General features: G+C 74.8%; 10 protein-coding genes and 1 pseudogene. 7 read left to right on the forward strand and 4 right to left on the reverse strand.

Going from position 1 to position 13,241, the window contains the following annotated elements; all coding sequences use genetic code 11:
- Positions 1 to 176: 176 nt before the first annotated feature.
- The 3 genes and pseudogenes from ACSNN9_RS24855 to ACSNN9_RS24865 all read left to right on the forward strand — a co-directional run.
- On the forward strand, positions 177 to 1,709 hold the full coding sequence (locus ACSNN9_RS24855) for an acyl-CoA carboxylase subunit beta (protein WP_436675639.1): 1,533 nt from the start codon (positions 177 to 179) through the stop codon (positions 1,707 to 1,709).
- 103 nt (positions 1,710 to 1,812) lie between these two features.
- Positions 1,813 to 2,967 (forward strand): acyl-CoA dehydrogenase family protein, encoded by a 1,155-nt coding sequence (locus ACSNN9_RS24860; RefSeq protein WP_436675640.1) that lies wholly within the window; start codon positions 1,813 to 1,815, stop codon positions 2,965 to 2,967.
- A gap of 192 nt (positions 2,968 to 3,159) precedes the next feature.
- Positions 3,160 to 5,778: pseudogene (locus ACSNN9_RS24865) on the forward strand (ATP-binding protein); the annotation flags it as partial.
- A gap of 268 nt (positions 5,779 to 6,046) precedes the next feature.
- On the opposite strand, the gene ACSNN9_RS24870 reads toward ACSNN9_RS24865, so the two are convergent.
- Complete coding sequence (locus ACSNN9_RS24870) at positions 6,047 to 6,556, reverse strand: MarR family winged helix-turn-helix transcriptional regulator (protein WP_436675641.1); 510 nt, start codon at positions 6,554 to 6,556, stop codon at positions 6,047 to 6,049.
- Between the two features lie 104 nt (positions 6,557 to 6,660).
- Here ACSNN9_RS24870 and ACSNN9_RS24875 point away from each other — a divergent pair, with 104 nt between their 5' ends.
- Both ACSNN9_RS24875 and ACSNN9_RS24880 read left to right on the forward strand, forming a co-directional pair.
- Positions 6,661 to 7,242 carry a YceI family protein gene (locus tag ACSNN9_RS24875; protein WP_436675642.1) on the forward strand — a complete coding sequence of 194 codons (582 nt, stop codon included), beginning with the start codon at positions 6,661 to 6,663 and terminating at the stop codon, positions 7,240 to 7,242.
- A 308-nt stretch (positions 7,243 to 7,550) separates the two neighbouring features.
- Positions 7,551 to 9,029, forward strand: coding sequence for a glutamate--cysteine ligase (locus ACSNN9_RS24880; RefSeq protein WP_436675643.1), 1,479 nt, complete (start codon positions 7,551 to 7,553; stop codon positions 9,027 to 9,029).
- Between the two features lie 162 nt (positions 9,030 to 9,191).
- Here ACSNN9_RS24880 and ACSNN9_RS24885 read toward each other — a convergent pair whose 3' ends face one another.
- Positions 9,192 to 10,589 carry a hypothetical protein gene (locus tag ACSNN9_RS24885; protein WP_436675644.1) on the reverse strand — a complete coding sequence of 466 codons (1,398 nt, stop codon included), beginning with the start codon at positions 10,587 to 10,589 and terminating at the stop codon, positions 9,192 to 9,194.
- Positions 10,590 to 10,713: 124 nt separating this feature from the next.
- On the opposite strand from ACSNN9_RS24885, the gene ACSNN9_RS24890 reads away from it, so the two are divergent.
- Together ACSNN9_RS24890 and ACSNN9_RS24895 are read left to right on the forward strand one after the other, a co-directional pair.
- On the forward strand, positions 10,714 to 11,385 hold the full coding sequence (locus ACSNN9_RS24890) for a PASTA domain-containing protein (protein WP_436675645.1): 672 nt from the start codon (positions 10,714 to 10,716) through the stop codon (positions 11,383 to 11,385).
- Positions 11,386 to 11,565: 180 nt separating this feature from the next.
- Complete coding sequence (locus ACSNN9_RS24895) at positions 11,566 to 12,348, forward strand: PASTA domain-containing protein (RefSeq protein ID WP_436675646.1); 783 nt, start codon at positions 11,566 to 11,568, stop codon at positions 12,346 to 12,348.
- Between the two features lie 36 nt (positions 12,349 to 12,384).
- Here ACSNN9_RS24895 and ACSNN9_RS24900 read toward each other — a convergent pair whose 3' ends face one another.
- Both ACSNN9_RS24900 and ACSNN9_RS24905 read right to left on the reverse strand, forming a co-directional pair.
- Positions 12,385 to 12,834 carry a hypothetical protein gene (locus ACSNN9_RS24900; RefSeq protein ID WP_436675647.1) on the reverse strand — a complete coding sequence of 150 codons (450 nt, stop codon included), beginning with the start codon at positions 12,832 to 12,834 and terminating at the stop codon, positions 12,385 to 12,387.
- 100 nt (positions 12,835 to 12,934) lie between these two features.
- On the reverse strand, positions 12,935 to 13,222 hold the full coding sequence (locus tag ACSNN9_RS24905; protein ID WP_436675648.1) for a hypothetical protein: 288 nt from the start codon (positions 13,220 to 13,222) through the stop codon (positions 12,935 to 12,937).
- Positions 13,223 to 13,241 lie beyond the last annotated feature (19 nt).

Raw genomic sequence — 13,241 nt, forward strand, 5'->3', positions numbered from 1 at the left:
CCCCGGCCCTGCGGGGAGGGCAGGGCCTGGGGCAGGAGGCGAGGCGCGCCGGGACCGGGTCGGGAAGGGCGCGGGTGGTGGCTCGCCGGGGGGCGGGAAGATGCGCTAGCCTAACGATCGTTCAGGTCAGTCGGTCCGCCCGCGAGGGGACCGGCTCAGGTGGCGAGGGAGTCGGCGTGACGCTCGACGGTGAGGCACTGGAGCAGCTGCGCAAGCGGGCCCGGGCCGGCGGTGCGGACAAGTACCACGCGGCGAACGCCGCCAAGGGCAAGCTCTTCGCCCGGGAGCGGGTCGCGCTCCTGGTGGACGAGGGCTCCTTCGTCGAGGACGGCCTCTACGCCAACGCGATGGCCGAGGGTCTCCCGGCCGACGGCGTGGTCACCGGCACGGCCACCATCGACGGCCGTCCGGTCTGCCTGATGGCGAACGACTCCACGGTCAAGGCCGGCAGCTGGGGCGCCCGCACCGTCGAGAAGATCATCCGGATCATCGAGCGGGCCTACTCGACCAGCGTGCCGATGGTCTACCTGGTCGACTCGGCCGGCGCCCGGATCACCGACCAGGTCGATCTCTTCCCGGGCCGCCGGGGCGCCGGCAAGATCTTCTGGAACCAGGTCCGCGCCTCCGGCTCGATCCCGCAGGTCTGCGCGCTGTTCGGCCCGAGCGCGGCCGGCGGGGCGTACATCCCGGCGTTCTGCGACGTGGTCGCCATGGTGGACGGCAACGCCAGCATGTACCTCGGCTCCGACCGGATGGTCGAGATGGTCACCGGCGAGAAGACCACGCTGGAGGCGATGGGCGGCGCCAAGGTGCACTGCGCCGAGTCGGGCGTCGGGCACTTCCTCTGCAAGACCGAGGCCGACGCGCTCGACGTGGTGCGGCGCTACCTGTCCTACCTGCCGGCGAACTGGACGCAGCAGCCGCCGGCCGCGCCCGCCGTCGAGGCGCCGGAGAAGGCCGACCTGGCCGCGCTGGTGCCGGCGAGCGAGCGGCAGGCGTTCGACATGCGGCGGTACGTCAAGGGCCTGCTCGACGACGGCTCCTTCTTCGAGATCCAGGCGCTCTGGGCCAAGGAGTTGACCATCGGCTTCGGCCGGCTGGGCGGCGAGGTCGTCGGCGTGGTCGGCAACAACTCGATGTTCAAGGGCGGCGTGCTCTTCGTCGACTCGGCCGACAAGGCGACCCGCTTCGTGCAGCTCTGCGACGCGTTCAACGTGCCGCTGCTGTTCCTCTCCGACGTGCCCGGGTTCATGGTCGGCAGCGCGGTGGAGAAGCAGGGCATCATCCGGCACGGCGCCAAGATGATCACCGCGATCTCCGAGGCGACCGTACCCAAGATCTGCGTGGTGGTCCGCAAGGCGTACGGCGCCGGCCTCTACGCGATGGCCGGCCCGGGCTTCGAGCCGGACGCCACGATCGCGCTGCCCACCGCCAAGATCGCGGTGATGGGCGCCGAGGCGGCGGTCAACGCGGTCTACGCGAACAAGATCGCGGCCATCGAGGACGAGGCCGAGCGGGCCGCGTTCGTGGCCGCGAAGCGCGAGGAGTACGAGCGCGACATCGACGTGGTCCGGCTCGCCAGCGAGCTGGTGGTCGACGCGATCGTCGAGCCGCACGAGCTGCGCGCCGAGCTGGTCCGGCGGTTCGCCGCCGCCCGCACCAAGGAGCGGCACTTCTCCCGGCGCCGGCACGGCGTCACCCCGGTCTGATCCCGCCGCCGGCCCCACCCGGCCGGCGCGGGCCCGCACCGCGCACCAGCGACCCGTCCCCGGCGTCACGAGCGCCCGGCGGCCATCCACACAGGAGGATTCCATGGACTTCCGGCTCACCGAGGAGCAAGAGGCGCTGCGGGAGAGCGTGCGGGAATTCGCGCGCGAGGTGGTCGCCCCGGTCATCGCCGAGCACTACGAGAAGCACACCTTCCCGTACGAGGTGATCCGGCAGATGGGCAAGATGGGCCTGTTCGGCCTGCCCTTCGCCGAGGAGCACGGCGGCATGGGCGGCGACTACTTCGCGCTCTGCCTCGCGCTGGAGGAGCTGGCCCGGGTGGACTCGAGCGTCGCCATCACCCTGGAGGCGGCGGTCTCGCTGGGCGCGATGCCGATCTACCGCTTCGGCACGGAGGAGCAGAAGGCGCAGTGGCTGCCGAAGCTGCTCAGCGGCGAGGCGCTGGCCGGCTTCGGGCTGACGGAGCCGGGCACCGGTTCGGACGCCGGCGGCACCCAGACCCGCGCGGTGCTCGACGAGTCCACGGGCGAGTGGGTGATCAACGGGTCCAAGGCGTTCATCACCAACTCGGGCACCGACATCACCGCGCTGGTCACCGTCACCGCGGTCACCGGCACCCGCCCGGACGGCGCCAAGGAGCTGTCCACCATCATCGTCCCCTCGGGCACGCCGGGCTTCACCGTCGCGCCGGGCTACTCCAAGGTCGGCTGGAACGCCTCGGACACCCACGAGCTGACCTTCGACGACTGCCGCGTGCCGGCGGCGAACCTGCTCGGCGAGCGCGGCCGGGGCTTCGCCCAGTTCCTGCGCATCCTCGACGAGGGGCGGATCGCCATCGCCGCCCTGGCCGTCGGCCTCGCCCAGGGCTGCGTCGACGAGTCGATCAGGTACGCGAAGGAGCGCCAGGCGTTCGGCCAGCCAATCGGCAACTACCAGGCGATCCAGTTCAAGATCGCCGACATGGAGATGAAGGCGCACACCGCCCGGCTGGCCTACTACGACGCGGCGGCGCGGATGCTGGCCGGTGAGCCGTTCAAGCGGCAGGCCGCCATCGCCAAGCTGCACGCCAGCACGATCGCGGTGGACAACGCCCGCGAGGCCACCCAGATCCACGGCGGCTACGGCTTCATGAACGAGTACCCGGTGGCCCGGTTCTGGCGCGACTCCAAGATCCTGGAGATCGGCGAGGGCACGTCCGAGGTGCAGCGCATGATCATTGCCCGCGACCTGGGCATGTGACGGCGACGGGCCCGCTGGCGTGGGGGCAGCCGCCTCCCACGTCGCCGGGCCCGCTCGGTGCCACCGGCCCGCTCGGCGGTTGCCGGTCCGTGCCGCCGTCCGTCCGGTCCGCTGTCGGATATCCGCACCGGTGCGTCGGCAGGGCGACGCTCGTCTGCCGCCGGTCGTACCCCGGCCGTACCCTTCCTGCCCATGACTCCGAGTCATGATCGTTCGCCGCAACCGGGCGGTCGTACCGGGCTGCCGCAGCTGTTGCGTGGGCACCGCCTCGCCGCCGGCCTGACCCAGGCCGAGCTGGCGGGCCGGGCCGGTGTCGGCGTCCGGACCGTCCGCGACCTGGAACGGGGCCGCTCGTCCCGGCCGCAGCGCACCACCGTCGAGCTGCTCGCCGGCGCGCTGGAACTGGCCGGGGCCGCCCGGTCCGCGTTCCTGGCCGCCGCCCGGGGGCAGGTCCCGGCCGCCCCGCCGGTCACCGCCGGAAGCGCCCCGCCGGCCCGCGTCGACCCCGACCATCACGCCGGTACGCCGGCGGCGCTCCCGCCCCCGGTCGCGCTGATCGGCCGGGACCGCGACCTGGCCGAGCTGGTCGGGCTGCTCACCGACGGGCGCGGGCCCCGGCTGGTCAGCCTGGTCGGGCTGGCCGGCGTGGGGAAGACCGCGCTGGCCCTGTCGGTGGCCCACGCGGTCGCCGGCGACCATCCCGGCGGGGCGGCCGGCGTGCTCATCGGTGAGGGCTCGGACGCCGCCGACGTGCTCTCCGCCTCGGTCGCCGTCTTCGGCGTCGCCCGGCTGACCGAGCTGACCGTCCGCCTCGACGGCCGGCCGGCGCTGCTGCTCGTGGACGCGGCCGAGCGGGCCCCCGACGCGGTCGCCGAGACGGTGCACCGGCTCGCCGGGGCGGTGCCGTCGCTGCGGGTGCTGGTCACGGGCCGGCACCCGGTCGGCCTGCCCGGGGAGCGGGTGTGGCCGGTCGCCCCGCTCGACGTACCGCCGCCGGGCAGCGAGCGGGATGGCCCGACGGCGCTGGCCGGCTACCCCGCCGTGGCCCTCTTCACCGCCCGGCTCGCGCAGGTTCGCCGGGAGCCGCCCGGACCCGCCGAGCTGCCCGCCCTCGCCGCCCTGGTACGCCGCCTGGGCGGGCTCCCGCTCGCCATCGAGCTGATGGCGGCCCGGGGCCGGATCCTCGATCTCAACGAGCTGCTCGACCGGTACGGCGACCGCGTCCTCGACCTCGCCACCTCGGCGGGGGCGGCGGAGCGGCCGGGCTGGGACACGACCGAGCCGGGCCGCCCGGAGAGCCCGCGGGCGGCAGTGGCGGAGACCCTGCGGGACGCGGTCGCCATCAGCTACCGCCTCCTCGCCCCGGACGAACGGGCCGCGTTGCGTCGGCTCGCCGCGTTCGGCAACCGCTGGTCGGTGGAGCTGGCCGAGGAGATGCTCGCCGACCCCGCCGACCGGGACGGGACGGTGGCCGTGGACCCCGTGCCGCTGCTCGACCGGCTCGTCGAACTCGGTCTGCTGAGCGTCCGGGGCGCGGGGCCGTTCCGGTTCCGCCTGCTCGACGCCGTGCGGGACTTCGCCACGGAGCAGGCGACCGGGGTCGGGGAGCTGACCGCGATCCGGCGCCGGCACGCGCAGGTCGTCGCCCGGCTGGTGGCGCGGACCGCACCGGAGCTGGTCGGCGCCAACCTGCCGGCGGCGGTGCACCGGCTGGACGAGGTGACCGGCGACATCAGCTCCGCCCTGGCGCACGCCGCCGTCGACGACCCGCTGACCGCGTTGCGGTTGGCGGCGGCGCTGTCGCGGTGGTGGCGGTTCCGGGGGCGGGACGTCCCCGGCCGGCAGTGGCTCCGGCGCCTGCTGGCGGATCCGCGTACCGCCGATGTCGACCCGGTGCTGCGGGCGTGGGCGTCCCTCGGGGTGGCCCGGCTCGCCGCCGAGCACGGCGCCGGGGCCGAGGAGCTGCCGGCGGCGCGGGGGGCGCTGGCCGCGTTCCGGGAGGCCGGCGACGTCATCGGGGAGTTGGAGGCGCGGACGGTGCTCTGCGCGCTGCTGATCGCCCTCGGCGAGCACGACGAGGCGCGGACGCAGGCCGAGACGGTGCTCGCGCTGGCCGTCCGGCACGGGCGGGTTCGGAACATGGCGGTGGCGCAGAACAACCTCGCCTGGCACGACATCCGGGTCGGCGATCTGGCGGCCGCCCGGCGCCGGCTGGCCGCGGTCGACCGGCTCGCCGCGCAGGGCGGGGAGCAGCGGCTGCGGGTGCTCGCGCGGGCCAACCTCGCCGAGGTGTGCCGCCTCGAGGGCCGGTACGCCGACGCCGTCGAGGCGGGCCGGCGGGTGGTGGCGGCCCTGGCGGACCTGGGCGACCCGGGCCACCGCCGCCGGGTGCTCGGCACGGTGGGGCTGGCGCTGGCCCGTGACGGCCGGGCCGCCGAGGCGGCTGGGGTGCTGGCCGAGCTGCGCCCGCCCCCGGGGCCGCCGCCTGTGCCGCGCCTCAAGGAGGTCTTGCCGCCCGGGCGCCTCGCGGGTGCCACGACGCCCGGGGTGCGCCCCGAGGACGGGATCTGCGCGCTGATCGAGGGGAACCTGGCTCTGCACCGGGGCGATCGTGAGCTGGCGGCGGAGTGGTTCGCCGCAGCGGCGGCGGCCGCCGTCGACGGCCAGGACCGGCGTGACGTGGTCGAGGCGCTGGTGGGACTGGCCGCCAGCTCGGGCGACCCCGACGTGGTGGACCACCTCGACCGGGCCTGCCGGCAGAGCGGTGTCCGGTTGTTGCCGCACGAGGAGGAGCTGTTGCGCGCGTCGACCGCGAGCGGGTGGTCCGGGAAGGTCGGCCACGGCGACGTCGGCCGTCAGGTGGCGGGCACCCCAGAGCGAACCGGGGGTGACGCGGGCGACGAAGCCCCTCTTGCTACCCCTCGCTCGTCGCCCGCGCCGTTACCCCCCGGTGCGTCCCCACTGCCCGAAGACTAGCCACCGCCCGCACGCGGCTCCGTCCGGTTTGGTCGCCTATCGTCCCGTGGGTGCGGCAGTTCTGCCGCTCTTTCTGCCGGTGTCGCGGGGCCCGGCGACGGGGTCAGGACGGCGTTGCCGTCTCGTCCCAGTCGGAGGCCGATCCGGTGCTTCCTGCGGTGGCGCCAGGGTGCACCGCGTCCCGGACCCGACGCAGCCCGTCGAGCAGGGCCGCCAGCGCCTCCGGGTCGAGCTGGCCGGTGAACCACTGCTCGATGATCCGCAGGTGCCCGGGCAGGGTCTCGTCGAGCCGTTGCAGGCCGGAGGCCGTGACCACGGCGAACGAGCTGCGCCGGTCGGAGGGGCACGCGCGGCGGGCGAGCAGCCCGTCGCGTTCCATGCGGTCCACCACGCGGGTGACGCCGCTCGTCGAGAGCGAGGTCTGCGCGGCCAGGTCGGTCATCCGCAGCTGGTTGTTGGGTGAGCGGGCGAGTCTGGTCAGCACCTCGAACTCGACCGGTGAGAGGCCGTGCTCCTCGAACTGGGCGGCGAACCGGGCCGAGAGCCCGGCGTGCGCCTCGACGAGCAGGCCGACGGCGGTGATCCGGGGGTCGTCGAACACGTTCTGGTCCACGCACCCATCGTAGCAGTCCTTGACATGAGGAATATTGTTGTGCCTATAGTTGCTGCGGCAGACGTTGGGCAACTAAACAACTTTCCCCACGGAGGGCAGTTTCCATGACCAGCAGCACCGCACCGGTCACCCGCGACTGGGATGGCCTCACGATCCCGACCGCCGGCACCTACCTGCTGGACGCGGCACACAAGCGCGTGGGCTTCGTCGCCCGGCACATGATGGTCAGCAAGGTACGCGGTGAGTTCGCCGACGCGAGTGCCACCATCACCGTCACCGAGGACCCGATGCAGTCCTCGGTCAGCGCCACCATCCAGGCGGCCACCATCAACACGAACCAGGCCGACCGGGACGCGCACCTGCGCAGCCCCGAGTTCCTCGACGTCGAGAGCTTCCCGACCCTGGAGTTCCGCAGCACCGCCGTGAAGTCCCGCGACGGCAACGAGTTCGTCCTTTCCGGCGAGCTGACCATCAAGGGCGTCACCCGCCCGGTCGACCTGGAGGTCGAGTTCGAGGGCGTGGGCCGCAGCCCGTTCGGGCAGGACATCTTCGGCTTCTCCGCCTCCACCGAGATCGACCGCGAGGACTTCGGCCTGACCTGGAACGTCGCCCTGGAGACCGGGGGCGTGCTGGTCGGCAAGAAGATCAAGATTGAGATCGAGGGCGAGGCCGTCCGCCAGGCCTGATCCGCCGCACCGCTTCCGGGCCCGCGCCGCGTCACGGCGCGGGCCCGACGCGTGTACGCAGGGCGAAGGCCGCGCCGCCCCGGTGCGATTTGTCACGACTTATTCGCGGTCCGGTCCGGTGCCGGGCGACCCGCGCTGGGTAGAGATGCCGCCGGGAGCGCGTCCGTCGGCCGGAGCACGGTCGTCCCGGCCGTGGGATCGCCGGGACCTCCTCTGGTCCCGACGATGCCGACGCTCCTAACGTGGAGGGTTCACCACGCGCTTACCGGGCCGGCACGGTCCGACTGCGCCTCGCGCCGGGAGGAAACATGGGCAGGGACGTCGAGCAGGGCGCCTTCTCCCGGGATGACCGGGTCCGCTACCGACAGAAGGTCCGGCGGTGCCTGGACGTCTTCGCCCTGATGCTGGACGACTTCGGCTTCGACGCCGACCGACCCATGACCGGGCTGGAGATCGAGCTGAACCTCGTCGACTCGGCGGCCGAGCCGGCGATGCGCAACGACCAGATCCTCGCCGACATCTCCGATCCGCTCTTCCAGACCGAGCTGGGCCAGTTCAACCTGGAGCTGAACGCGCCGCCCCGGCTGATCGAGGGCAACGGGTTCGCCGACTACGAGCAGGACCTGCGCGGCAGCCTCTCCCGCGCCGACGAGCGGGCCGCCAAGTCGGACGCGAAGATCGTCCTGGTGGGCATCCTGCCCACGCTCACCGAGCGTCACCTGGTCGAGGACAACCTCTCCGCCAACGAGCGGTACCGGGTGCTCAACGACCAGATCGTCGGCGCCCGGGGCGAGGACATCGAGCTCGACATCCGGGGCGTCGAGCGCCTCCAGACCCACACCGACTCGATCGCCCCCGAGGCCGCCTGCACCAGCCTCCAGTTCCACCTCCAGGTCGCCCCGGACAGCTTCGCCGACTACTGGAACGCCTCCCAGGCCATCGCGGGGGTGCAGGTGGCCGTCGGGGCCAACTCGCCCTTCCTCTACGGGCGGCAGCTCTGGGCGGAGACCCGGATCGCCCTGTTCGAGCAGGCCACCGACACCCGGCCGGACGAGCTGAAGGCGCAGGGCGTACGCCCGCGGGTCTGGTTCGGTGAACGCTGGATCACCTCGATCTTCGACCTCTTCGAGGAGAATGTCCGCTACTTCCCGCCGTTGCTGCCGATCTGCGAGGACGAGGACCCGGTCGAGGTCCTGCACGGCGGCGGCGTGCCGGAGCTGGGCGAGCTGCGCCTGCACAACGGCACCGTCTACCGGTGGAACCGGCCGGTCTACGACATCATGAACGGCCGTCCGCACCTGCGCGTGGAGAACCGGGTGCTGCCGGCCGGCCCGACCGTGGTCGACATGCTGGCCAACGCCGCCTTCTACTTCGGGTTGGCGCGAGGGCTGGCGGAGGCGGAACGGCCCATCTGGAGCCAGCTCACCTTCAGCTCCGCCGAGGAGAACTTCCACGCCGCCGCCCGGCGCGGCATGGACGCCGTCCTGCACTGGCCCCGCCTCGGCGAGGTGCCGGTGACCAAGCTGGTCCTGGACGTCCTGCTGCCCACGGCCGCCGCGGGGCTCGACCGGTTCGGGGTGGCCCCGGCCGAGCGTGACCGGCTGCTCGGCATCATCGAGCAACGCTGCCGCACGGGCCGCAACGGCGCGGTCTGGCAGACCGAGGCGGTCTGGTCGGCCGAGCGGCACCGCGGCATGGACCGCGACGCCGCCCTGCACCACATGGTGCAGCGCTACGCCGAGCTGCAACGCGGCAACGAGCCGGTGCACACCTGGCCCGTCGACTGACCCGGCCCCGGACGCTCCGTCCCGGAGCCGCTGCGGCAGGTCGGTAGCGGAGCCGTCCCGCCCGGGCGTTCCGTGGTGGCGGAGCCGTCCGCACGGGCTCTCCGTGGCGGAGCCGTCCGCCTGGGCGCTCCGCCCTAAAGCCGTCCCGCACGCGGCCGGCGTTCAGCGTGTGCGGCGGCCGGAGCGGGGGCGCCGGCCGGTGGCCGGCGGCTCCGCCGGACCGTCGACGGCCGGCTCCCCGGTCGTGGCCGGTGCCGGCACGTCCTCGGCCGACGAAGCGGCCGGCTCCCCGGTCGGCGTGCCGGGCGTGGCCGCGGCTCCCGCGGCGGCGACCGGCACCGGTTCGCGGTCGGTGGGAAGCGTCCCCCCGCCCGCCGCCACGGTGTCCCGCCCCGGCGCGGAGCCGACCGGCGGCGCGGGGGTGGTGCTGCCGCCGGGCGCGGTGGCGGCGTCGCTGCCGCCCGGCGTCGTGGTGGGGTGGCTGTCGTCGTGCGTCGCCCTGGCGTCGCCGGTGTCGGTGCCGTCGGCCGGGTGGACGTGCCCACCCGGAGCCGGTGCGCCCGGGTGGTCGGCGGGCTCGCCGGTGCGCTGGCGGGGCACCCGCACCGGTCCCCGGGTCGCGGCCCGTCGGGCGGCCCGCTGAGCGAGGGCGGTGACCAGGACGGCGCCGCCGACCCCGATGATCACCGCGTACGGCGCGATCAGGTGCGCCGACACCTGCTCCGGGCTGATCGCGGTCAGCCTCGGCACCGCCAGGAAGTACGCGGTCGCGACGAGCAGCGGCCCGGCCGCACCGGAGGCGGCGGCCCCGACCCGGTGGTCGGGATGCCGGGCGTCCCGGCGGGCGGCGAGGACACCGATCACCAGCGCGGAACAGAGGGACAGCAGCGCCCCCGGCCAGTAGAAGTAGTCGCGGATCCAGTACCGCCCGTCGTCGGGGCCGAGCTGCCAGATGCCGAGCTGCGCACTGGTGAGGCCGCGCCCGGCCAGCACGCCGTCCACGACGGCGATCACGGCGAGCAGCCAGAGCCAGCCGACGGTGGCGATCACGTTGTTCGCGGCGGCCCGCGAGCGCAGCGCCCAGACCGCCGTCAGCACCCCGACCAGCACGCCGGCCGCCGCGTAGGCCGCCGCGACGTTCCGGGGCGAACCGGTGTCGGCCACCGCCACCGCCTCCCGGGCCGGCACGGCCACCAGCAGCACGGTGATCAGCGCGCCGAACCCGGCGGCCACGGCGAGCGCGACGGAGCCGAGGGCGCCGTTGGCCGGTACGGCCGGAGCCGCGTCTTCGGCCGGAACCGCGTCGGCGCGGTCGGCGTGCGGCGCCGGGGCGTGGTCGCGCAGCCGCTGGGCGCAGACCGCGCCGAAGACCGTCGAGGTGGCCGCGATCCAGGTGGCCCAGATCAGGCCCGCCACCCAGGCGGTCGCGCCGGCGGTCGCGTCGGCCGGCGCCCAGTTGATGATGCCCAGCCCGTAGCCGAAGCCCAGTTGGGCCGCGCCCGCGCCGGCAGCGACGCCGACCGCGGTAGCGATCGATCCTCCCCAGCCCCGTCTGGCCATGCCGGGGAGCGTAACGTCCCGTGGTCGGCGCGGCGAGTCGTGCGGTCCGCCCGGGACGACAGGCGATGACGCCGGCGTCGCCGCGAGCGGGTACGGTCGCCGGTGATCGAGGCGGGGTGGGCGTATGACGGACGGGGACACGGGCGCGCGGGACGACGCCGGGCCGGACCGGTCGACGGTGCTGCTCAGGGGCGGGCTGGCCGTCGTGCTGCTCGCCGCCGTCGGCGCGACCGGCGGCTGGATCCTGGCCGGCGGGGACGATCCACCGGCCACACCGCCGGCAGCGGCGGAGGCCCTGCCCTCCACGGGCACCCCGGGTGCGGCCCGGTCGACCCCGGGCCGGTCCGTGCCGCCGGCTCCCCGGACGACCGCGCCGAGCCGCTCCGCCGGGCTGACGGTCCCGGCGGTCGTCGGCGAGGACTTCAAGGACGCCCGCGACGAGCTGCGCGAGAAGCGGCTGGGCTGGCGGCTCGTCTTCGGTGGCGGCACGGGGACGACGGTGGAGCGCACCTCCCCGGAGGTGGGTGCCGAGGTGCAGCCCGGGCGCACCGTGACGCTCTACGTGAGCGGACCGGCGCCGGCCGCCACCGTGCCGGACGTGGTGGGCGACGACTGCGACGACGCGGCGGACGAACTCGTCGACGAGGGCTTCTACCCGCAGTACCGGACGGGCAGGACCGGGACGGTCAGCCGTCAGGACCCGGCCGGCGACGGCGCGGGCCGGTGGAACGACCAGGTGTCCCTCTGGTGCGGCGCCGCGCCGGACGACGACGGATCGGCCTCCCCGACACCGTGACGGAGCGTCCGGCACGCTGATCCCGGCCGATGGCCCCCGGGACCGCTAGGTTGGCGGTCAGGGGCCCGCGACGCCCGCCCGGGCCGGGAGAGGACGTGCGATGAGCGAGCGTCAGCGAGCGAGTCATCGGCACAGTGCGGTGGTGCCTCAGGTCGGCACGCAGCGGAGCGGAGTGCCGGCATGAGCGACGACCGCCAGGAACCGCCCGCCGGGGAACCCGACGACCGGACCCGCCCGCTGCCTCCGCCGGGCGACCCCTCGGCCGGGGCGGAACCCGACCGTACGCAGCAGCTGCCCCGCCCCGACCGGCCCGCCGCGGGCGCCGACGCCACCCAACCCGTCGACGGCGCCGCCCCGCTGGACCGTACGGCCGCCATGCCGTCGGAGCGGTCCGGGCCGGCGCCGTGGTCCGGCCGGGCGGAGGTGCGCCCCGCCCGGCCCGACGACCACCCGGAGGCCGAGTGGTACGCCGACGACCAGGGCGCGCGGCGCTGGTGGCTGCCGATCCTGTGGGGCGTGATCGTGCTGCTGCTGCTCGGCCTGCTCGGTGCCGGGCTGTGGCTGGCCCTCCAGTCGGCGGACGACGATCCGAGCGGGCCGGAGCCGTCGCCGTCGCCGTCGGTGACCCGCGCGTCGCCGACCACCGCCGCGCCAACCTCGGCCGCCCCTACCAGCTCGTCGCCCTCGGCGTCCCCGTCGCCCTCGGCGCCGGCCGAGCTGCCGATGCCGCCGGTGGTGAACCTGCCGCTCGCGACGGCGCAGGCGATCCTGGACGACGTCGGGCTGGGCCACCGGGTGGAGTACGAGACGTCCGACCGTCCCGCCGGCACGGTGATCCGCACCGAACCGGAGGCGGGTGAGCTGGTTCCGGAGGACGAGGAGGTCACGCTGGTGGTGGCCCGCGACGCCGCCTCGCCGACCGGCGAGGTCACGCCGTCGGTCGAACCGACCGCCACCCGGTGAGCCGCTGACCTCGCCGCCACGGGGGGCGCCGCCGCGTCACCACATGCGCCGTCTCGTCCCGACCATGCCGAGCCCGGCCAGCGAGATGGCCAGTCCGAAGATGCCGGACCAGAAGAGGGAACGGCGGACGTCGTCGGGTGCGGGGCGGGCGGCCTGCGCCGTACCGCCCGCAGAGTCCGTGGGAACGTCGGTCCCGGCGGCGGCCGGTCCGGGCTCGTCGGCGTCGCCGAACGCGTCCGGCCCGGCCAGTGGGTACGGGGCGTGGAGGTCGTCCAGCCCGTCGTCGCCGTCGGGCGGGTCCTCGTCCACCACGGTGATCTCCGGTGCCGGGACCGGGGTGGTCAGCCGCGTGGTGGACGAGAGGGCGGGATCGCGGACCACGACCACCAACGTGGTGGCGGCGCCGAGCAGCGCCAGGAGTCCGAAGGCGTAGGCGATACGGGAGCGGTGGTGCCGCCGCGCGGCGGGCTGATTGACCATGGCCATCCCAGGTTCGGGGTCCTGGACGCGCGGGGTGGAAACGTGCCGGGGTGGGCGTACCTCATTCTATGGCGACGGCACACCCCTCGGCTGCCGATCGCGCAGGTCAGCCCACCCGGACCGGGGTGCGGGAGACGGGCCGGCGCGGCGCGCGCACGGTGTGCGGACGCGGCTCGGGAGCCGACCGCAGGTGGCGCAGCCCCTCCCGCTGGACGAAGATCGACCGCCGGTTGACCGCGTCCCCCGATGCGTTCAACTCGTAGCCTTCGAGCCAGACCCAGCCGTCGTAGGTCGGCCAGTCGAGCACCCGGATGACCCGGAACATGATGGGTCTGAGGAACTGGACACTCGCCGCGCGAGTCACGTGCACTACGTCGCCGGAGCGGGGAAGCACATGGGCTCCTGGGGGGGAG

Source organism: Micromonospora sp. URMC 107, from assembly GCF_051386315.1.
Classification (GTDB): domain Bacteria; phylum Actinomycetota; class Actinomycetes; order Mycobacteriales; family Micromonosporaceae; genus Micromonospora.

Coding starts and splice junctions, on each gene's coding strand:
- ACSNN9_RS24860 (WP_436675640.1), top strand. CDS start 1,813: ATGGACTTCCGGCTCACCGAGGAGCAAGAGGCGCTGCGGGAGAGCGTG.
- ACSNN9_RS24875 (WP_436675642.1), top strand. CDS start 6,661: ATGACCAGCAGCACCGCACCGGTCACCCGCGACTGGGATGGCCTCACG.
- ACSNN9_RS24880 (WP_436675643.1), top strand. CDS start 7,551: ATGGGCAGGGACGTCGAGCAGGGCGCCTTCTCCCGGGATGACCGGGTC.
- ACSNN9_RS24885 (WP_436675644.1), bottom strand. CDS start 10,589: ATGGCCAGACGGGGCTGGGGAGGATCGATCGCTACCGCGGTCGGCGTC.
- ACSNN9_RS24890 (WP_436675645.1), top strand. CDS start 10,714: ATGACGGACGGGGACACGGGCGCGCGGGACGACGCCGGGCCGGACCGG.
- ACSNN9_RS24895 (WP_436675646.1), top strand. CDS start 11,566: ATGAGCGACGACCGCCAGGAACCGCCCGCCGGGGAACCCGACGACCGG.
- ACSNN9_RS24900 (WP_436675647.1), bottom strand. CDS start 12,834: ATGGCCATGGTCAATCAGCCCGCCGCGCGGCGGCACCACCGCTCCCGT.